The sequence below is a fragment of the Solihabitans fulvus genome (assembly GCF_008386585.1).
GTDB lineage: Bacteria > Actinomycetota > Actinomycetes > Mycobacteriales > Pseudonocardiaceae > Solihabitans > Solihabitans fulvus.
In genome coordinates, this window is sequence record NZ_VUOB01000058.1 from 9,182 (window position 1) to 27,694 (window position 18,513).

At 72.5% G+C, this 18,513-nt stretch carries 19 protein-coding genes; 10 read left to right on the forward strand and 9 right to left on the reverse strand.

Annotated elements, in window-relative coordinates; genetic code table 11:
- Nucleotides 1-12: 12 nt before the first annotated feature.
- Genes F0L68_RS28745 through F0L68_RS28760 form a run of 4 tightly spaced genes read right to left on the reverse strand, consistent with a single transcriptional unit; the run spans nucleotide 13 to nucleotide 5,718 of the window.
- Complete coding sequence (locus F0L68_RS28745; protein ID WP_149852967.1) at nucleotides 13-1,314, reverse strand: vWA domain-containing protein; 1,302 nt, start codon at nucleotides 1,312-1,314, stop codon at nucleotides 13-15.
- Entirely contained in the window at nucleotides 1,311-2,300 is a 990-nt protein-coding gene (locus F0L68_RS28750) for a PP2C family protein-serine/threonine phosphatase (RefSeq protein WP_149852968.1), read from the reverse strand. Before F0L68_RS28750 ends, F0L68_RS28745 begins: the two co-directional genes overlap by 4 nt.
- On the reverse strand, nucleotides 2,300-4,516 hold the full coding sequence (locus F0L68_RS28755; RefSeq protein ID WP_149852969.1) for a serine/threonine-protein kinase: 2,217 nt from the start codon (nucleotides 4,514-4,516) through the stop codon (nucleotides 2,300-2,302). Before F0L68_RS28755 ends, F0L68_RS28750 begins: the two co-directional genes overlap by 1 nt.
- Nucleotides 4,513-5,718 (reverse strand): hypothetical protein, encoded by a 1,206-nt coding sequence (locus F0L68_RS28760; RefSeq protein WP_149852970.1) that lies wholly within the window; start codon nucleotides 5,716-5,718, stop codon nucleotides 4,513-4,515. Before F0L68_RS28760 ends, F0L68_RS28755 begins: the two co-directional genes overlap by 4 nt.
- Before the next feature lie 870 nt (nucleotides 5,719-6,588).
- Between F0L68_RS28760 and F0L68_RS28765 the strand changes: the two genes are divergently transcribed.
- The 3 genes from F0L68_RS28765 (at nucleotide 6,589) to F0L68_RS28775 (ending at nucleotide 8,922) form a co-directional block, all read left to right on the forward strand.
- On the forward strand, nucleotides 6,589-7,044 hold the full coding sequence (locus tag F0L68_RS28765) for a helix-turn-helix domain-containing protein (RefSeq protein WP_149852971.1): 456 nt from the start codon (nucleotides 6,589-6,591) through the stop codon (nucleotides 7,042-7,044).
- A 115-nt stretch (nucleotides 7,045-7,159) separates the two neighbouring features.
- Nucleotides 7,160-7,687: a hypothetical protein gene (locus F0L68_RS28770; RefSeq protein ID WP_149852972.1), complete on the forward strand. Its 528-nt coding sequence runs from the start codon at nucleotides 7,160-7,162 to the stop codon at nucleotides 7,685-7,687.
- A gap of 41 nt (nucleotides 7,688-7,728) precedes the next feature.
- Nucleotides 7,729-8,922 (forward strand): MAB_1171c family putative transporter, encoded by a 1,194-nt coding sequence (locus F0L68_RS28775; protein WP_149852973.1) that lies wholly within the window; start codon nucleotides 7,729-7,731, stop codon nucleotides 8,920-8,922.
- Here the strand turns inward: F0L68_RS28775 and F0L68_RS28780 are convergent.
- Nucleotides 8,919-9,431, reverse strand: a complete 513-nt coding sequence (locus tag F0L68_RS28780; RefSeq protein ID WP_149852974.1) for a 2'-5' RNA ligase family protein — start codon at nucleotides 9,429-9,431, stop codon at nucleotides 8,919-8,921. The two genes, F0L68_RS28775 and F0L68_RS28780, sit on opposite strands and share 4 nt — an antisense overlap.
- An 89-nt stretch (nucleotides 9,432-9,520) precedes the next feature.
- Here F0L68_RS28780 and F0L68_RS28785 point away from each other — a divergent pair, with 89 nt between their 5' ends.
- Complete coding sequence (locus tag F0L68_RS28785; protein ID WP_223199220.1) at nucleotides 9,521-10,228, forward strand: hypothetical protein; 708 nt, start codon at nucleotides 9,521-9,523, stop codon at nucleotides 10,226-10,228.
- 4 nt (nucleotides 10,229-10,232) lie between these two features.
- Here the strand turns inward: F0L68_RS28785 and F0L68_RS28790 are convergent, their stop codons facing one another.
- Together F0L68_RS28790 and F0L68_RS28795 are read right to left on the reverse strand one after the other, a co-directional pair.
- Entirely contained in the window at nucleotides 10,233-11,015 is a 783-nt protein-coding gene (locus F0L68_RS28790) for an alpha/beta fold hydrolase (protein WP_149852975.1), read from the reverse strand.
- Between the two features lie 39 nt (nucleotides 11,016-11,054).
- Nucleotides 11,055-11,513 carry a winged helix-turn-helix transcriptional regulator gene (locus F0L68_RS28795; protein WP_149852976.1) on the reverse strand — a complete coding sequence of 153 codons (459 nt, stop codon included), beginning with the start codon at nucleotides 11,511-11,513 and terminating at the stop codon, nucleotides 11,055-11,057.
- A 123-nt stretch (nucleotides 11,514-11,636) separates the two neighbouring features.
- Here F0L68_RS28795 and F0L68_RS28800 point away from each other — a divergent pair, with 123 nt between their 5' ends.
- The 3 genes from F0L68_RS28800 (at nucleotide 11,637) to F0L68_RS28810 (ending at nucleotide 14,684) form a co-directional block, all read left to right on the forward strand.
- Nucleotides 11,637-12,521, forward strand: coding sequence for an MBL fold metallo-hydrolase (locus F0L68_RS28800; RefSeq protein ID WP_149852977.1), 885 nt, complete (start codon nucleotides 11,637-11,639; stop codon nucleotides 12,519-12,521).
- A gap of 9 nt (nucleotides 12,522-12,530) precedes the next feature.
- A complete protein-coding gene (locus tag F0L68_RS28805; RefSeq protein WP_149852978.1) occupies nucleotides 12,531-13,439 on the forward strand; it encodes an RNA polymerase sigma-70 factor in 909 nt (302 codons plus the stop codon).
- A 93-nt stretch (nucleotides 13,440-13,532) separates the two neighbouring features.
- Nucleotides 13,533-14,684 carry an NAD(P)/FAD-dependent oxidoreductase gene (locus F0L68_RS28810; RefSeq protein WP_149852979.1) on the forward strand — a complete coding sequence of 384 codons (1,152 nt, stop codon included), beginning with the start codon at nucleotides 13,533-13,535 and terminating at the stop codon, nucleotides 14,682-14,684.
- A gap of 84 nt (nucleotides 14,685-14,768) precedes the next feature.
- Here F0L68_RS28810 and F0L68_RS28815 read toward each other — a convergent pair whose 3' ends face one another.
- The gene (locus F0L68_RS28815) at nucleotides 14,769-15,623 is read right to left on the reverse strand and encodes an NAD(P)H-binding protein (RefSeq protein WP_149852980.1); all 855 of its coding nucleotides are present in this window, start codon (nucleotides 15,621-15,623) and stop codon (nucleotides 14,769-14,771) included.
- A gap of 81 nt (nucleotides 15,624-15,704) precedes the next feature.
- On the opposite strand from F0L68_RS28815, the gene F0L68_RS28820 reads away from it, so the two are divergent.
- From F0L68_RS28820 to F0L68_RS28830, 3 genes are all read left to right on the forward strand, one after another.
- Nucleotides 15,705-16,214 carry a MarR family transcriptional regulator gene (locus F0L68_RS28820; protein WP_149852981.1) on the forward strand — a complete coding sequence of 170 codons (510 nt, stop codon included), beginning with the start codon at nucleotides 15,705-15,707 and terminating at the stop codon, nucleotides 16,212-16,214.
- A 101-nt stretch (nucleotides 16,215-16,315) separates the two neighbouring features.
- Entirely contained in the window at nucleotides 16,316-17,110 is a 795-nt protein-coding gene (locus F0L68_RS28825; protein ID WP_223199221.1) for a class I SAM-dependent methyltransferase, read from the forward strand.
- 168 nt (nucleotides 17,111-17,278) lie between these two features.
- On the forward strand, nucleotides 17,279-18,295 hold the full coding sequence (locus F0L68_RS28830; RefSeq protein WP_223199222.1) for a DUF3152 domain-containing protein: 1,017 nt from the start codon (nucleotides 17,279-17,281) through the stop codon (nucleotides 18,293-18,295).
- 19 nt (nucleotides 18,296-18,314) lie between these two features.
- On the opposite strand, the gene F0L68_RS42715 is transcribed toward F0L68_RS28830, so the two are convergent.
- Entirely contained in the window at nucleotides 18,315-18,482 is a 168-nt protein-coding gene (locus F0L68_RS42715) for a hypothetical protein (RefSeq protein ID WP_188316887.1), read from the reverse strand.
- Nucleotides 18,483-18,513 lie beyond the last annotated feature (31 nt).

Consider the following 18,513-nt stretch of genomic DNA (forward strand, 5'->3'; position numbering starts at 1 on the left):
CGGGGTCTCCCGTCAGCTCTTGCGCACGCGCGAGGTCTTGGTGGAGCGGGTGTCCAGCGTCATCGCGTCCGCCTGGCTCACCTTCGTCTTCAACCGGACCCTGCCGGTCACCGGGTCGTCCACGTCGACGACCTTGGCGAGCAGCGTTGCCGTGTCGGTGTTGCCGGACCTGGCGGCCAGCGCGACGGCCCTGCCCAGCTTCGCCGTCGCGGTGTCCAGGTCGCCGACGCGCCGCGCCTCGAGGCCCTCCTGGATGGCCTCGGCCAGCTCGGCCTGCCCGGTGTAGTGCGCCACCACGGGGTGGATCTTGGTCGACCGCGCGGTGTCCTCGGTCCAGGTGGCCTTCACCAGGCCCTGCCCCAGCACCTCGTCCCGGCCGTCCGGCGAGACCGACACCAGGCTGACCCGCCCGGCGAGCATCACGTCGCCGACCTTGGCCGGGTTGACCTCGACGCACACGTGGTAGTCGCGGCTCTCGGTGCCCCACGCGCCCGTCGGGTAGTCGCCGACCTGCGCGGAGGTCGCGATCCGCCGCCCGGTCAGGTCGAGCACGGTCGGCTCGGCCTGCTTCACGAAGCGGATCGTCGCGCCCTGCGGGGTCCACAGCCGCAGCCGCACGTCGCCGACGGACTTGCCCATCGCGGTCGCCGTCATCGCCTGGAAGTCGGCCTCGAGGCCGACCGGGTCGGCGACGATGTCCACGGTGCCGAGCATCGCGTTCGCGACCTTGCGCAGCTCGTCGACCACCCAGTCGGTGCCGACGCCCCGGCAGTCCACCACGAACCGGCCGTGGCACGCGGCGAGCGTCTGCTCCAGCGCGGCGGGGCTCTCGTGCTCGTTGCGGCCGTCGGTGAGCAGGATCGCGTGCCGGATCGCGTCGTCCTGGCCACGGAACAACTCGTCGGCCAACGACAGCCAGCGGCCGATCGCGGTGCCGCCGTCCGCGACGAGCTGGGCGACCGAGGACTTCGCCCGCTGCCGGGTGCGCGCGTCGGCGACGGCCAGCCCGCCCTCCCGGGGATACACCATCCCGGCCCGTTCGGTGCCGGCGATCACCGCGAACCGCACGCCGTCGCGCAGTGTGTCGATCGCGGCGGCGGTGGCCCGCTTGGCCTCGCGCAGCTTGGTCGGCGGGTAGTTCATCGAGCCGGAGCAGTCGACGATGATCACCTCGGCGGCCGGCGCCGCGCCCTGCGCCTGAGCGCCGCCCGAGCCGGTCGCGGCCACCGTGACGATGGCGTTGACCTCCCTGCCGCCGACCGGCAGGTACTCGTTCTGGTAGACGTCCACACGAAATTCGGGGGATGTGCTCATTCCTGTGTGCTCCCGGTTGACGCGGGTCTTGGTGGGAAAGGAACCACCGCGACGGTGATGTTGTCGTGTCCGCCGCGTTCGAGCGCGAACCTGGTGAGCGCCCGCGCGCTCGCCAGCGGCGCCGTCATGGCGAGCGGAAGTGTCTGCGCGGCAAGGGAGTCCGCGTCCCAGAGGTAGTTCCACAGCCCGTCGCTGCACACCAGGACCACGCCGGGTCCGGTTGGCCGCACGGTGATGGTGTGCGGACGAACCTCGCCGGCGTCCGCGCCAAGCCACGCGGTCAGCGCGTGCGCCCTGCTGTCGGCGAAGGCCGTCTCCTCGTCGGCGAGCCCGGCGGCCACCATCTGCGTCGCCCAGGAGTCGTCGATGGTCAGGCAGGACGACGGCGCGTCGGGATCCCTGTCGAGCCAGTAGGCCCTGCTGTCGCCGACCCAGCCGACGGTCACGCGGTCGGCGGACACCACGGCCGAGACGATCGTGCAGGCCGGTGCGTTGTCGGAAGGCTTGTCCCGCACCAGCTCCGCGACCGCCGACGCCGCCGCGACAACGGCCGACCTGGTGGCCCGCGCCGGATCGTCGCCCTCCCGCAGCGCGGCGACAAGTGTGTCCGCCGCCGCCTCGACGGCCGCCGCCGACGCGTCCTCCGGATTGTCCGAAGTGGACACTCCGTCGGACACGACGACGACCACCTCGCCGCAGCCGTCGACCCGGCGCACCGCGATCGCGTCCTCGTTGTGCTCGTGCCGCAGGCCCCGGTCGCTGACTCCGGCGACCCCGGGGAGGTCGAGGTCGATCCGGTCGCGCGCCGCAGGCCGGCGGAACCCGCACCGGGCGCAGAAGCCGTCCTGGTCGATCTCGGTCGCGCCGCAGGCGGCGCAGCCGTCGACGGGCGCCTGGACGCCGAGCCCACCGCCGCAGGCCTCGCAGAACTGGTCGTCCGGGCTGACGTCCGTGCCACAGTCCGGGCACGGCAGGTTCGTGGTCATCAGACGAGTGTGACCGGGCGAACCGAGTTCGCGAGGTCGATCAGCCTGATCCGCTCCGCGCGGCTGTCCGAGAGGCGCGCGAGGGCACGGCAGGCGCGTTCCAGCCCGCGCCGCACCGCGCGGTCGGTCAGCGCGCAGCCGAGGACCCGCTCCTGGGGCGGCGGCGCGGACTGGTTGGCCTGCACCCAGCTCTGGGCCGCGGTGAGCACATCGACGGTCACCCACTCGCGCTGCGCCGCGTCCAGGTCGAGTTCGGCGAGCTGCTGACCGGCCGAGGACAGGTCCGCGACGGTCAGCTCTCCGGCGGTGCGGTCGCGTACCCTGGCCAACACCGCGGCCACCCGCGCGGCGACGTAGTGGCTCGAACTGGCCGGCACGGACTCCAGCGCGGCCACCGCGCCGGCCAGGTCGCGCCGGCCGAGCCGGACCCGCGCCAGGCCGAACGCGGCGCTCACGTGCGCGTGGTCGGTGCGCCACACCACCTCGTAGTGGCGGGCCGCGTCGGCCAGGTTGCCGGCGCACTCCTCGGTGGCGGCCAGCGCCAGCTTCGGCGCGGCCTCGCCGGGCAGCAGCTGGTACACCGTGCCGAACGCGGCCCTCGCGCGGCCGGCGTCCCCGCAGGCGAGCGCGTCGAAGCCCAGGTACCAGGAGACCCGCCAGTCGTCGGGGTCCTCGGCGGAGAGCGCGCGCAGCGACGCGGCCGCGCCCTCCTGATCGCCGTTCTCGATCTGCGCGCGGGCCAGCCGCAGCGAAACCTCCACAGTGGACAGTCCGGACGCGGTGAGCGCCGCGATGACCTCGGCCGGCCGGCCGGCCGCCGAGGTGGCCAGGAAGCCAGCGGCCGGGTCGTCGGTGTCCACCTGGTGCACCGGCAGCGCGGCGGCCACCTCGCCCGGCCGCGGCGCGGCCGGCCAGTCGCCGGTGTCCGCGCCGAACACCCGCCGCTCCTGGCTGAACAGCGGCGAGAGCCCCGGCCTCGGCTGGCCGTCCTCGGCGGCGAGCACCTCGCGCAGCACGCCGGTCAGCTGCTCCACCATCTCCTGCGCCGAGCCGAACCGCCTGTTCGGGTCGCGATCCGTGGCCCGGCGCAGCAGTTGGTGGAAGGAGGGGTTCCTGGCCAGTACCGGCTCGTCGGCGGCGTCCGGCAGGCTCGCGCGGTGCACACCGGTGTAGTCGAAGTTGAAGGTGAGCACGGCGAGCGTGCGCGCCACCGTGTACAGGTCCGAGCCGACCGAGGGGCCGTCGTCCTCCAGCTCGGGCGCGCAGTAGCCGTCGGTCTTGTAGCTCGCGCTGTCCTCGTCGTCGATCCGCCGGACCGCGCCGAGGTCGATGAGCTTGAGCTGTTCCTCACTCTGGATCACGTTGTCCGGCTTGAAGTCGCAGTACAACAGGTCGAGGCTGTGCAGATAACCCAGCGCGGGCAACACCTCAAGCGCGTAGGCGATGGCCTGGCCGAGCGGCAGGGGAGCGAGCTTGCCGTCCGGGCCCTCGGCGGCCCGCAGCTCCTTGAGCGACTGGCCGCCGACGTACTCCATCACGATGTAGTCGACCTGCCCGCCGGTGCGGGGATCCGGGTGCTGCACGAAGTTGTAGATCCGGACGATGTTCGGGTGCTCGACCTGGGCGAGGAACTGCCGTTCCGCGATGGCGGCGGCCATTGCGTCGTCGTCCCCGGTGTCCAACAGGCCCTTGAGCACCACCCACCGGTCGTTCACGTTGTGGTCGCGGGCCAGGTAGATCCAGCCGAGCCCGCCGTGCGCGAGGCAGCCGAGCACCTCGTACTGCCCGGCGACGAGATCGCCGGCGACCAGCTTGGGGGAGAAGGAGAAGCCCGTCCCGCACTTGCGGCAGAACCCCTCGGTGCGGCCGGGCTGACCGTCCTTGCCGCGCCCAACCGGTTCGTTGCAGCTGCTGCAATACCGCTTGCGCTCGACGACTTCCGGGTTCGCCATGACGGCCGTCGCCGGGTCCCGGTAGGGCACCGGCGGCACCTCGACCAGGCCGGCGCCGAGCCGCCCGCGCCTACTGGACCTGCTCGACCTGCTCGACCGCGTCGACCCGGTGCGCGTGCTGCGGCTGGACACCGACACGGACAGCGAACTCGCCGCGCGAGCCGGTGTCGCGCCGGACCCGCCTGCCGGCGGCGCGATGCCGCACACCGTGCAGAACCCGTCCTCGATCCGCCCGCCACACCCGGGTTGGCCGCAGTCCGTCATCGCTGTAATCCCTTGTCCGCGAGAGTCTTCTGGTAGCGGTTCAGCGCCCGCGTCGCCGCCGGCAGGTCGCAGGGCGCGGTCCAGAGCAGGGCGCGCGCCTCCGCGTGCAGCGACGAGAGGTCGGCGTCCTCGGCGAAGCCGAGCCTGGCCGCCTTCGCCCGGTAGGCGTCGAGCCGGCCGCGCAGCTCGGCCCGGCGGTCCAGCAGCGCCGTGGCGCTGTCCTTCGCCGAGGCGGCCCGGTCGAGGGCCGCCCCGGCGGCGCCGGCAAGGCCGGCGAGGTGCTCGGCGGCGCCGGGCCAGTCGTGTCGATCGCCGGACCGCGCGGCGAGGTCGAGTTGCCGCCGCAGCGCGGGAAGCGCGCTGGCCAACCGGATCGGCCGCGGCGCGCCGATCCTGGCCTCGGTCTCCGCGCGAGCGGCTTCGGCGTCCGCCTCGGCCGTCGCCACCTTGCGCACCGCCGCCGTCGCGCGGGCCAGCTGCCCGGCGAGGTCCTCGCGCAGCCGGGCGAGCGAGCGCAGTTCGGTGTGCGCCGCGGCGAGGTCGTCCTCGACGCGGGTGACCCGACAGAAGTCCGGTTGGTGCGTGTTTGTCGCGAGCGACAACGGATCGGAGAACGCGAGCAGCCGCGTGTCGGCCAGTTCGGCGGACACGGCGGCGAGTCTGTCTGGCAGGCCTAGCGAGTCGGCGAGCGCCCGCGCGGCGCGGGCCGTGTCCTCCGCGCGGTCCAGCCGCCGCGCGAAGGCCGACCAGATCGCCTCGGAGTCGGCCACCACCTCGGCGACCTCGTGATAACTGGAGGTCATCAGCTCGACCAGTTCGGGCAGCGTGACCCGCTCGGTGCGGGTCGCCGGCCCGGTGAGTGCCCGCTGCGGCAACGGGATCGCTGCGGTGGACCGCTCGACGACCCGGCCGGTGAGTAGCTCCGTCAGCTCCGTCAGCTCGGGGTTGCCTGGGCGGCCGCGGCGCGCGCGGACCTGCCTCGCCCGGTCGAGGATGCTCCGATAGCGCTCGAAGTCCTCCCACAGCCGCGCGGACTGCGCCTTGGCCGCCGTCCACCGCGCGAGCGTGACGCCGGACAGCTGGGCACCGTCGAGCAACCGCCGCCCTGGGTGGTCCTCGAGGTCGACCAGCGCGGCCGTCATCGCGTCGCAGTCCGCGCTGAGACGGGTCAACACAAGGTCGACCTCGTCCTGGGTCATCATCCGGTGCCGCCGCCCCTCAACACACCGAAAAGCGTTGATCGTTCGGACGGTTGTACCACCGGGAACCGTTGCTGCGGACGGAAAGTGAGGCATGGAATGCGGACCTGCGTCACACAGTTTCCCCTGCGCGCGCGCACCCGGTCCGACGGCGTCAATATCGCGTCAAGACTGGCCGGAGATCCCTCGGGGAGGCCGTCTCGGGCAGTACACGCGGCCGGTCGGCCGGGGTCGGCGGTGGAGTCGCCGCGTCGCGCCCGCGTGCCCCCGCGGTCTCCGGTCGCGAGTCTCCGGTCGCGCGCTGGACCCGGCCATCCGTCGTGGCCCGAAAGAGTGATCCGATTGCAGCAAAATGCCAGTTTTCCTGACATTTCGCGGGAGGGGGTGAAAGAGCGGTCGCCAATGCCGTATGGTGTGCATTGCGGCGACCGCGCCTCCCCCTTGCGGAGCCGCATAGTCGGGTAGCCGGTCAGGCTCGGGACCCCCAGCCGTGATCCTGGCCGGCACCTGCAAATCCCTCAGTATGGTGCGCCCCTTCGGGGTGTGCGCCGGGATGCGCCCTCCGGGGCCTCAGCCTCCTGCGGAACCTCCTCCGGCCGACCGTGCTCAACCCGTCGCGCCAAACCGATCGCGCCAAACCAGCCGTGCCCGACCAATCCCGCCACACCGATCGCGCCCGACCTGCGGCGCGTCCGTGGCCGGGCTCTGGACCGGACTCCCACCCCCAGGGGGAGTCCGGCCGTCGGCCGTTTATGCCAGTTAATGGCGCGATCGAGAGCTTAAACCAGTACGGTCCTGCCTATCAACTACGGTAAATGGCCTAAACTAGGTTTCTCGACTGCGGTCAACGGGGTGCTGAGGGGATGAGACTGCATGGCTGAGCAGCGAACGCTGGCACAGAAGCTCGATCACCTGCTGGATGTCGTCCACCCGGCCGATCGCGGGCCCTATACCTACGAGGAGGTCGCGGCCGCCATCCGAACCAAGGGCGGCCCGACGATTTCCGCCGCCTATGTGTGGCAGCTGCGCAAGGGACTGCGCGACAACCCCACCAAGAACCACCTCGAGGCGCTCGCCGGATTCTTCGGCGTGCCCGTCGCCTACTTCTTCGACGACGACCAGGCCAAGCGCGTCGACGAGGAGATCGAGTTCCTCCAGGCGATGCGCGACGCCGAGGTGCGCGACGTCGCGCTCAGGACCATGCAGCTCAGCCCGGAGGCCCGCCGTTCGGTCGCCGCCATCATCAACGAACTCGGCCGCTACGAGGACCGCTCGGCCGGTTCACCGGCCAGACGGCGGCGGGGTGCCCGGCCGGACGACGCGACGTGACATGATGTCCGGCAGCCAACGCCGTGACGGGCGCACCCACGGCGTGTCGTGCATGAGGTTGGCCCGAACCTGGGCCCCGCCGCTCGCACCGGCCGTTGGGAGGAGTGACTCCGCCGTGCGGTACCACGAGCTACGCCAACGAAGCGAGGCGCTCGTCCGCGATCTCGACGAGCGCGTCGGCGTGCCCAACCCGTTCGACATCGACGTCCTGGTGGACCGGCTGGAGAGCTACCGGGGCCGCCCGATCGACCTGCACCCCACGGCGCGGACCGCGGGCGGCACCTGCGGGATGTGGATCAGGGAACGCGACAGGGACGTCATCGCCTACGCCGCGCAGACCAGCACGCCGCACCAGGACCACATCATCCTGCACGAGATCGGCCACATGATCGCGGACCACCAGGGCGAGTGCCTGCTGACGGTCGGCGACGCGCAACTGTTGGCACCGCACGTGAAACCCGAGTTGATCGAGCACATGTTCGCCCGCTCGGCCTATTCCAGCGAGGAGGAGCAGGAGGCGGAGATGATCGCCTCGCTGATCTGGCAGTATGCCAGCCGGCGCCGGTCGCAACTGACCGACCGCCCACTGCCGCCCGGCCTGGCGGAGCGCCTTGCCCGAGTCGAGGACATCTTCGGGTCCTGAACGCTTCGAAGGCCCCGAACCGTTGAGGGGTCTGCGAACCGGTGGTCAACGCCCTGTTCTACTTCGTCGCCCTGGTGGCCTTCGCCCTGGTGGGACTGGTGTTGCGGCGCCGGCAGCACGGCAGGCGCAAGCCGACGCAGCTCCCGATGGTCCTCATCCTGGCGGCGCTCGGCGCCGCGTTCTTCTTCCTCGCCCCGGCGAGCCAGGCCGTGGAGAGCCGGATCGTGCCGAGCCTCGGTCGGCTGCTGTCCAACATCTGCACGCTCGTCGCGGCCTACGGCTTCCTCACCCTGATGCTGCACGTGAGCCACCCGCCGGAGCAGATCAGGTCGCGGTCGAGGTGGCGGCTGCTCGCCCTGGTGGTCGCGCTTGCCGTGATGGCGGTGATGTTCCTGGCGAGCCATCCGCCGTCGGGCACCGGCGTGTTCACCGGGCTGTACCGCAGCCAGCCGACGCTGGCGGTGTACACGATGGTCTACTCGGCCTATCTCGGCGTCGCCGTGGTCGACGTGGCGTGGCTCGGCTTCCGGTCCGTCCGGCACGTCAGGGGCTATCTGCGCGTCGGCATGGTCATCGTGTCGGTCGGGTGCCTGCTCGCCCTCGGCTACGTGACGCAGAAGGTGCTCAGCATCCTCACCGAGCTGTTCGGCGGCGGCGCGGCCGAACAGCTGTGTGCTGGGCCGTTCTCGACCGTCGGCTGCACCTTCTCCGTCGGCATGCCGGCGTTGTCCGTGCTCGCCATCATCGTCGGCGCGGCCGTGCCGCCGCTTGGACCGCGCATCGAGGCCGCCGTGCGCTGGCCGGCCAGGCTGCGCGCGCACCGGCGACTTCGCCCGCTGTGGGAGGCGCTCTACGACGCGGTCCCAGAGATCGCGCTGACCTCCCCGCAGGCGGTCCAGGGCTCCGTGCCCCGGCGCGACATGGAATTTCGGCTCTACCGCAGGGTTATCGAGATCAGCGACGGGTTGCTCGTGCTGCGCCCGTACCGCGATCCCGAGGCCACCCCCGCGCACCGGGAACGGGCCGAGCGCGCCGGCCTGACCGGCCGGGACCTGGCAGCGGCGGTGGAGGCCGCCGACGTCGACACGGCCCTGCGGCGGCGGCGCGCGGGTGTCCCTGCGGTGGACGAGGCGACGCCGGTTGAGTCCCCGCCCGAGTCGGACCTGGTCGCCGAGACGGCCTGGCTGACGCTGGTGTCCTCGGCGCTGGTCCGCGTCATGACTGAAAAGTCCTAGCCACCGAAGGGAAAGCGCCGCAGCACCTGCCACTCGCCGGTGAACGCGACCAGCCAGGCCTCGTCGATCGCGGCGCGCAGCGGCAGCCGCGCCGACACATCCCGCTGGATCCGCGCCGCGACGTCGTCGGCGACGCCCATGGCGACGGTCAGGTGCGGCTCCGGCTCGCCGTACGCGCCGCCGTAGGGGAGCACCTCGGGCCAGCGCGCCCGCACCGCCGAGATCGCCGCGCCGATGCTGCCCCGGTCGACCGGCGGCAGGTACACGAAGCCCGCGTCGCGCTGGCAGGTCAGGAACTCCACGTCGGTCGGCGCGCAGCCGGCGAAGATCGCGGCCAGGTCGCCGAGCGCGTCCCCGTCAAGGTGGGCCGCGTCGACGAACGGGTACAGCACCGACACGTGCGCCGGGATGGCGCGCACCGCGCCGGGATAGCGCCCGCCGATGTCGGCCAGCAGCGGAGCCGCCGCCGGCACCGGGATCACCACGCCGCTCTGCCCCTGCCTTGGCATGTCACCTTCCTACTACACCGGCCGGCCGGCTCGGCGTGCGGGCAGGAGATCCGGAATGGACACTGGTCCCGCACGAGGTGGGGAGAGCGGTGGACTCGACGACGGATGTAGTCAGGGCCGACGGGCTGTGGATGCTGGTCGCGTTCGTCGGCACGTTTGTCCTGACGCGGCTGGTGGTGCGGATGATCCGCGCCGGGCGAGGGCCCTTCCGCAACGTGTCGGTCGGCGGCCTGCACGTGCACCACCTGGTGCCGGGGATCTTCCTGATGTTTCTCGGCGGGGCGGGCTACGTCGCGTTCGCGCCCTCGGGCCTCGCCGGTCACCTGCTGGCCGTCGCGTTCGGCGTCGGGGCCGCGCTCACCTTCGACGAGTTCGCGCTGTGGCTGCACCTCAAGGACGTCTACTGGCAGGACGAGGGCCGCGCGTCGGTGGACACCGTGGTGCTGGCGGCCGGTGTGCTCGCCCTGCTGGTGCTCGGTTCCAAGCCGTTCGGCGATCCGCTGGAGGACGTGCCGCCGTGGGTGGTGCTCGCGGTCTACCTGGTGGAGATCGCGCTCGTCGTGCTCGCCGCGGTCAAGGGCCGGTACCGGTTGGCGCTGTTCGGCATCCTCGCGCCGCCGCTGGCCTGGTGGGCGGCGGCGCGGCTGGCCCGGCCGGGCTCCCGGTGGGCGCGGCGCCGCTACCCGCCGGGGTCCCGCAAGCAGCTCCGGTCGGCGCGGCGGTTCCGCGCGGACTCCGCCGCCAGGTGGCGCGCCGTGCTCGACTGGATCGGCGGCTCACCCGGCGACGGACGGTAGCCGGTCAGGCGGCGAGGAACGCGGCCGCGCGGTCGGCCCAGGTGCGGACGTCGGCGGAGTCGTGCGACACGTGCAGCTCGGCGTCCGGCAGGACCTCGGCCAGCTTCTCGGCCGTGCTGACCGGGTGCCCAGGGTCGCCGTCCCAGCTCAGCACCAGCACCGGGAGGTCAAGCGTGGCAAGGGTTTCCTGGTCGGGCAGGTCGGAGGAGGCGAGGCCGCGCAGCAGCGCGGGCAGCAGGTTCTCGGCGACGTCGAACTCGGGCGGGAAACCGGGCACGTCGGCCAGGACCGGCGGCGGGGCCATCGTGCTCATCGCCGCGACCCAGGCCGCCTTGCCCTGCTGCTCGACGAAGGTCGCGGCGGCCTGGTAGCCGGCGGCCTGCGCGGGCCGGGTGTCCCACGCCGTAGGCGACATCGTCAGCACCAGCCTGCGGAACCGCCCAGGCGCCAGCGTCGCGGCCCACAGCACGGTGCCGCTGCCCATCGAGGCGCCGATGCCGTCGACCCGCCCGTCGGCCCCGACGTGGTCGAGCAGCGCGAGCAGGTCACCGGCGAGGGAGGGGAAGGCGTAGTCCGCCTCGACGGGACGCCCGGTGGAGCGGCCGTGCGCGCGGGCGTCGTAGCGCAGCAACCGCCGGCCGGCGTCCGCCACGGCCGTCCAGTCGACCAGGGCGAGCTGGTCCTCGCTGCGGCGGCTGAACAGCGAGCCGTGCGCGTACACCGCGAGCGGGCCGGTGCCGACGAGGTCGTAGTCGAGTTCGGCGCCTGGCCGGGTGAGCGTGTGCACGGTGGTTCCCGTCTGCCGTCATGATCGTCTACCACGACACTAGCCGGGCGAACGATCATCCTCAGGGGATCCGGCAACCCCGTCGTGCCTGGCCCTGGCCGTCTCGACCTCGTTGATGTACCGCTCGGCCCAGGTCCGCACCGCCGCGAGCGGCCGTTCCAGCGTCCGGCCCAGTTCGGTGAGCTCGTAGTCCACGTGCGGAGGCACCACGGGGTGCGCGCGCCGCAGCACGAGCCCGTCCCGTTCCAGGCTGCGCAGCGTCTGGGTGAGCATCTTCTCGCTGATCCCGTCGACCTCGGCGCGCAGCTCGCCGAACCGCTTCGTGCCGGTGGCCAGCGCGCCGACCAACAGCGCCGTCCACTTGTCCGCGATGCGGTCCAGCGCGGCCCGCGACGGACACGGCGCGCTGTAGACGTTGGCGGGATGCCCGTCGGGCAGCCGGGTGATCACCCGCCCAGGCGAGCCGGGACGCGGGCGGCGGGTACGCGGGGCTGGCATCCCTCGACGCTAACCGATGGAGAGTGTCCGCGTGCCCCGCACTTGCAAGTGCGTACTGGTCAACCCGGCCGGCCTCGTCGATTGTTGATCACAGCAACCCGTTGGACAGCAAGGAGAACAGCGATGATCGGCCCAGCACCGCGCGCCACCGTCGAGCTCGGCGACACCCGGGTCACCTACCTGCCGGACGGCCACGCCTGGTTCACGCCCGAGAGCGTCTTCCCGACCAGCAGCCGGGAGGAGTGGGCCACCCACGCCGCCTACCTCGACGACGAGGGCAGGTTCCCGGTCAGCGTCGGCTCGTTCCTCGTCCGCACGGCCGACCGGGTCATGCTGGTGGACCTCGGGCTCGGCGACGTGTCCTTCGACGTGCCCGGCTTCGGCAGCTTCCAGGGCGGTGGCCTGCTGCGCAGCCTCGCCGAGGAGGGCCTGCGCCCGCAGGACGTGGACACGGTCGTCTACACGCACCTGCACCACGACCACGTCGGCTGGACCACCGGCACCGCTCCCGGTCCGCAGGCGCGGCCGGCCGGCCCGGTCGGCGAGCTGACCTTCGGCAACGCCAGGCACCTGGTCGGCAGGACGGAGTGGGAGCACTGGGCGGGCCGGGACGAGCTGACCGGCCCCGACCCCGTCCTCGTCCAGGCCCCGCTCGCCGACCGCATCGCCTTCGTCGGCGACGGCACGGAGCTCGCGCCCGGCGTGCGGGTGCTGGCGACGCCGGGGCACACTCCCGGTCACCACAGCCTGGTGGTCACCGACCCGACCGGGTCGACCGACCGGCGGGTGCTCATCCTCGGCGACGTCATGCACTGCCAGGTGCAGGTCGTGCGCAGCCACTGGAGCTTCGTCTTCGACAGCGACGCCGGGCAGGCCGGGGACACCAGGGAGCGACTGCTGCGCGACTCGGAGGGCAGCGACACGATCATCGCGGGCGGCCACTTCGCCGGCTCGGTGTTCGGACACGCGCAGCCGCCCTCGGCCCGGCGCGACTGGGCCCGCATCTAACCTGGTGCCGTGGGGGAGTCGACCGAGGGGCAGCAGGCGGACACGCTGGAGTTCGAGCGGCACCGCCCGCGCCTGTTCGCGCTTGCCTACCGCCTGCTCGGGTCGGCCAGCGAGGCCGAGGACGCGGTGCAGGACGGTTTCCTGCGCTGGCACGACGCCGACCGCGCCGCGATCCGGACCCCGGTCGCCTGGCTCACCACCGTGGTGACCAATCTCTGCCGCAACCGGCTCGCCTCCGCGCGGGCGCGTCGGGAGGAGTACGTCGGCCCGTGGTTGCCCGAGCCGGTGCTCACCGAGGACGCGGCCCTCGGTCCGCTGGAGACCGCCGAACAGCGCGAGTCCGTCTCGCTGGCACTGTTGCTGTTGCTGGAACGCCTCACCCCGGCCGAGCGCGCGGTGTTCGTGCTGCGGGAGGCGTTCGGCTACGGGCACGCCGAGATCGCCGCGCTGCTCGACCTGACCGAGGCGAACTCCCAGCAGCTGCACCACCGCGCCAGGCAACGGGTGGCCTCCGACCGCCGCCGGTTCGCCGCGACCCGCGAGCACGGCAGGCGCGTCGCGGAGCGGTTCCTGGCCGCGGCGCGGGCCGGCGACCTGGCGGCGCTCGAACAGCTGCTTGCCGAGGACGTCGTGGCCACGGCCGACGGCGGCGGCAAGGCCACCGCCGCTCGCCGCCCGATCACCGGCCGGCAGATCGTCGCGCGCTACCTGTCCGGCCTGGCGGCCAAGCCGCTGCCCGGCGTGGAGATCGGGTTCGCCGAGGTCAACGGCCAGCCGGCCGTCGTCGGCACGCTGGCCGGGGTGCTGCTCGGGGCCATGGCGCTGGACGTCGCCGAGAACGGCCGCATCGTCGCCGTGCACATCGTGGCCAACCCGGACAAACTCGCCTATCTGGCCGCGCAGCTGTCCACGCGCTGACCCCGTGACGCGGCACACACCCGAGTCCTGTCAGGAAACGGCCACCGGCCCGGTTCAAGCACCGACACGTCCTGCAAAGAAGGGAGTCGGTCGGTGACTCATCGAATCGTGGTGCTCGGCGCGGGTTACGCGGGCCTCTCGGCGGCCAACCGGGCCGCGCGGCAGCTCCGCAGCGGCCGGGTGACGCTGGTCAACGCGAGCGACGGTTTCGTGCATCGGGTGCGCCTGCACGAGGTCGGAGCAGGGCGCGACCTGCCCGACCTGCCGCTGGCGGACCTGACGCGCGGCACCGGGGTCGAGCTGGTCGTCGGTCGGGTCGGCGCGATCGACCCGGCGGCCAGGGAGGTGCGCGTCGACACGGCGGACGGCTCGCTCGCCCTCGGCTACGACGCGCTGGTGTACGCGCTGGGCAGCGCGGCCGACACCGACGCGGTCCCCGGCGTCGCCGAGCACGCCGACACCGTCGCCGGGGTCGCGGACGCGACCGCGTTCCGCGCCAGGGTCGCGGCGATCGCCGGGGACGGGGGCGCGATCGCGGTGGTCGGCGCAGGCTCGACCGGCATCGAGGCGGCGACCGAACTGGCCGAGACGCACCGGGGGCTGCTGGTGCGCCTGGTCTCGGCCGGGGAGCCGGGCGACTGGCTGTCGCCGAGGGCCAGGGCGCACCTGCGGCGGGTCTTCGACCGGCTCGGGGTCGAGGTGGTCGCCGGCGAGAAGGTGGTCGAGGTGACCGGGGACGCGGTCGTGCTGGCCGACGGCCGCCGCGTCCTGGCGGACGGCACGCTGTGGACGACGGGATTCCGCGTGTCGCCGCTCGCCGAGGTGGCCGGCCTGGCCGTCGACGCGACGGGACGCGTACTCGTCGACGGCACGCTGCGCTCGGTGTCGCATCCGGACGTGCACGTCGTCGGCGACGCCGCGTCGGTGCGCGGTCCCGGCGGCCGGGAACTGCGGATGGCCTGTGCCACCGCGCTTCCGATGGGCCGGCAGGCCGCCGACGCGATCGTCGCCGGGTTCGCCGGCCGCGAGCCGCGCCCGCTGCGGTTCCGCTACGGGGCGCAGTCCCTCAGCCTCGGCCGGCTGGACGGCCTGGTGCAGTTCGTCCGCGCCGACGACACCCCGCACGGCCCGATCCTGACGGGCCGGGCCGCCGCGCTGTTCAAGGAGACGGTCATGCGCTCCACGATCCAGCTGGTGCGCCACCCCGCGCTGTACCCGAGGATCGGGAGTTCAGCCGGCCAGTGACGCGACCAGTGTTGCCGGTGTTCAACAAAACGATCGGCGTGTGACGGCGGTGGAGCGCGCGAAGGCCGCTGGCCTCCCCGCTGGTCAACTCCCGAACACGGCCGCGTTGTCGGCTGTCCATTCGGCGAAGGTGCGCGCAGGGCGGCCGAGGACCCGCGCCACCTCGCCGGTCGGCGGGTGCTGCGGCCGGTCCAGATGGGTGGCATACCTGGACATCAGCGCCGTGACGAACGGCTCGGGGAAGCCGTGCCGCAGCATGCCCTGCGTGGCGGCCTCGGGCGGAACCTCCGCGTAGTTCAGCGTTCGCCCGAGCGTCCGGCCGATGATGGCGACCATCTCCTTGTGGGACAACGACTCCGGTCCGGTGAGCGTGAGCCGCTCGCCGAGCAGGTCGTCGCCGAGCAGCGCGCGGGCGGCGACCTCGGCGAGATCGCGCTCGTGGATCGGCGACTCCTGGAAGTCGCCGTACACGTAGCGGACGGTGTCGCCGGCCCGGATCTGCTCGCCCCACGCGTGCAGGGCGTTGAGCGCGAAGGAACTGGCCCGCAGGCTCACCCACTCGAGCCCGCTGGTGACGGCCGCGTCCTCGGCCTCCTTGTTTCGGTCGCCGCGATGGCGGGACGGCTGGGCGGCGAGGTCGTCGTCGACGTTGGCCGCCGCCAACGCCACGACCCGCCGCACCCCGTGTTCGGCCGCGAGCGCGACCAGTTCCTCGGCCGCCTCGCCGACCGCGCGCGGGTGCAGAAACAGCGCGGTGGCCCCGTCCAGCGCCGCCGCCATCGTCTGCGGCCTGGCCGGATCACCGACCACGACCTGCGCCCCGCCGGGCGGGACGCCTCCTGGTGCGCGGGTGACGGCACGCACGCCAGCGCCCAACCCGCTCAGCACCTCCACCAACGGCCGTCCAACGGCCCCTGTTGCCCCGGTGACGACGATCATGACAAGTCCTCCTGCCTGCGTGGACATCTCTCGGCGGCTACCCTGTTGTCTGTAGCCCAGATAATACGAGGAGAATATCATATGAGTTCCGTACCTTCTGGTGGCAAAGGTTCGGGCGCGGACTCGGTGCGGCGTCGGCGGCGCTCGACGGTGGCGGTGAAGGAGTCGCTGCGCGAACTGCGAAACCAGCTGTCGCTGCTCAACCATCAGGTCGGCGCGCGCCTCGCGCTCAAGGACGTCGACCTGGACTGCCTGGAGCTGATCGTCGCGCACGGCCCGCTGAGCCCGAGCGCCCTCGCCAGGCGCGCCGGCCTGCACCCGGCCACCATGACCGGCATCCTCGACCGGCTCCAGCGCGGCGGCTGGGTCGTCCGCGAGCGCGACCCCGAGGCCGCCGACCGCAGGGCTGTCACCGTCCGCGCCGTGCGCGACCGCAACGGGGAGCTGTTCCGCCTCTACTCGGGGATGAACACCGCCATGGACGGGATCTGCGCCGAGTACACCGACGACGAGCTCGAACTGCTGGCCGATTTCCTTCGCCGCACCACCGACGCCGGCCGGGTGGCCACCGACGAACTGACCGCAGACTGACACCGCCGCCCGGCTCTCTCAGTCGCGCGTGGCCGATATCGACAGCCCACATCATGGGAAGACTCTCCCGAATCTCGGGACGCGCGGCTAGAGTTCCTTCCGTGCAACCGATCTACACCCACGGACACCACGAGGCCGTGCTCCGCTCACACCGGACGCGCACCGCGGTGAACTCGGCCGCGTACCTGTTGCCGCAGCTGGGTTCCGGAATGTCCCTTCTGGACGTTGGCTGCGGACCGGGCACCATCACCGCGGACCTGGCCGAGCTGGTCGCGCCGGGCCTGGTGACCGCGGTCGAACCCGTCGCCGAGGCGCTGGTCGTCGCCGAAAGCGTTGTCGCGGAACGACAGTTGACCAACGTCCGGCTGGCCATCGCCGACGTGCACACCCTGGAGTACGCCGACGACACCTTCGATGTCGTGCACGCGCACCAGGTTCTCCAACACGTGCACGATCCCGTGCGCGCGCTGCGGGAGATGCGCCGCGTCTCCCGTGGTGTGGTCGCCGCCCGCGACGCCGACTACACGGCGATGACCTGGTTCCCTCGGGTGCCGGCCCTCGACGAGTGGCTCTCGCTCTACCACAGGACCTCGCGGCGCAACGGCGGCGAGCCCGACGCGGGCAGGCGGCTGCTGTCCTGGGCGCGCGAGGCCGGCTTCATCGACATCGTGTCGACCGCGTCCGTCTGGTGCTACGCCACGCCGGCGGAACGCGAGTGGTGGAGCGAGATGTGGGCCGACCGCATCCTGAGTTCCGCGATCGCCGACCAGGCCGTCGACTACGGCTTCGCGACGCGCGAGGACCTGGCCAGGATCTCTGCGGCCTGGCGTGAGTGGGGAGCGGCGCCCGACGGCTGGTTCGCCGTCCTGCACGGCGAAATCCTCTGCCGAGGCTGACCCCGGGCCGCGTGCCCCGGGCGCGTCGACCGCGGCGGCCGTTCGGAAACGGGGCCACCCTGAGCCAATTGGGGGAATGCAAACAACAACGAGTGGCTGTTAGCACCCGAACGGGGGATGTGGCACCCTAACGCCGTGACCCGGTCGACGCATGAAGGACGCGGTTCCGTGACCCGACGTGCAATCGGCACGTCCCGGCGTCCGTACCAGGAGCGCCTTCGCCGAGGCAGCCGCCGCACCAAGGCGCAGCCGCTCGCCGCGTCCTGGGCCCCGGAGGCCGGCGCGCCGCCCGCCAAGCGCCGCCGCAGGGGATTCCTCGGCACCTACGGCTGGCGGGTGTACGCCCTGCCGGTGCTGCTGGTCGCGACCGTGCTGGTGGCCCTGAACGCCGCGAAACCGGCAGGCGACGGCGCGACCGCCGCGGCCTCCGGCACGAGCGGTGGCGCGTCCCCGTCCTCGACGGCCACGAGCCCGTCCGAGGTCTCCATCGGCGAGGCCCCGCCCGGCGTGAAGTTCAACGGCAAGATCCTCTCGGCCGAGCTGCCCAACGGCGGCAAGATCCAGGAACAGGGCGCGGGCACCTGGCACGTCGTGCCCGGTGTGTCCGACAAGGTCGGCACCGGCGGGACGCTGTACGACTACACCGTGGAGGTCGAGGACGGCGTCGACAAGAGCCTGGACGCCGACTTCGCCACGATGGTGCAGGAGACGCTGGCCAACCCCAAAAGCTGGATCGGCGGCGGCAAGATCTCCGTGCAGCGGGTGGACACCACCAGTTCCGCCAAGCCCGACATGCACGTCCGGCTCACGTCCCAGCAGACCACCAGGGCCAAGTGCGGGTTCGACGTGCCCTACGACGCGTCCTGCCGCATCGGCGACAACGTGTTCATCAACGCGGCGCGGTGGGAGCGGGGCGCGATCTCGTTCCAGGGCGACATGCGCACCTACCGCCAGTACGCCATCAACCACGAGGTGGGGCACCGCTTCGGCAACAACCACGTGGCGTGCCCGGAGAACGGCGGGCTGGCCAACGTGATGATGCAGCAGACGTTCAGCGTGTCCAACAACGACCTCGCGCAGATCATCGGCCGCAACATCCAGGGCGGCACCCAGATCCCGGCCGACGGCAAGGTGTGCAAGGTCAACGCGTGGCCGTTCCCGCTGGCCGACCAGTCCGGCGGCTAAAGACCCTCACGCCCGACCGTCAGCCGACCGGGAAACCACTCACCAGCGCCGTTATCGCGCACCCGACGCAACTCCAGTCGGCGGACACCGGCGACACCGCGCCGAACACCGCGATGGCCAACGCCCCCGCGACGGCGAGCCGCAACCGCCACTTCCCGCGCATCTCGCCGCCTCCCCGCCTCGCCATCCCGGAACCGCAGACACAGCCTCGAAAACCG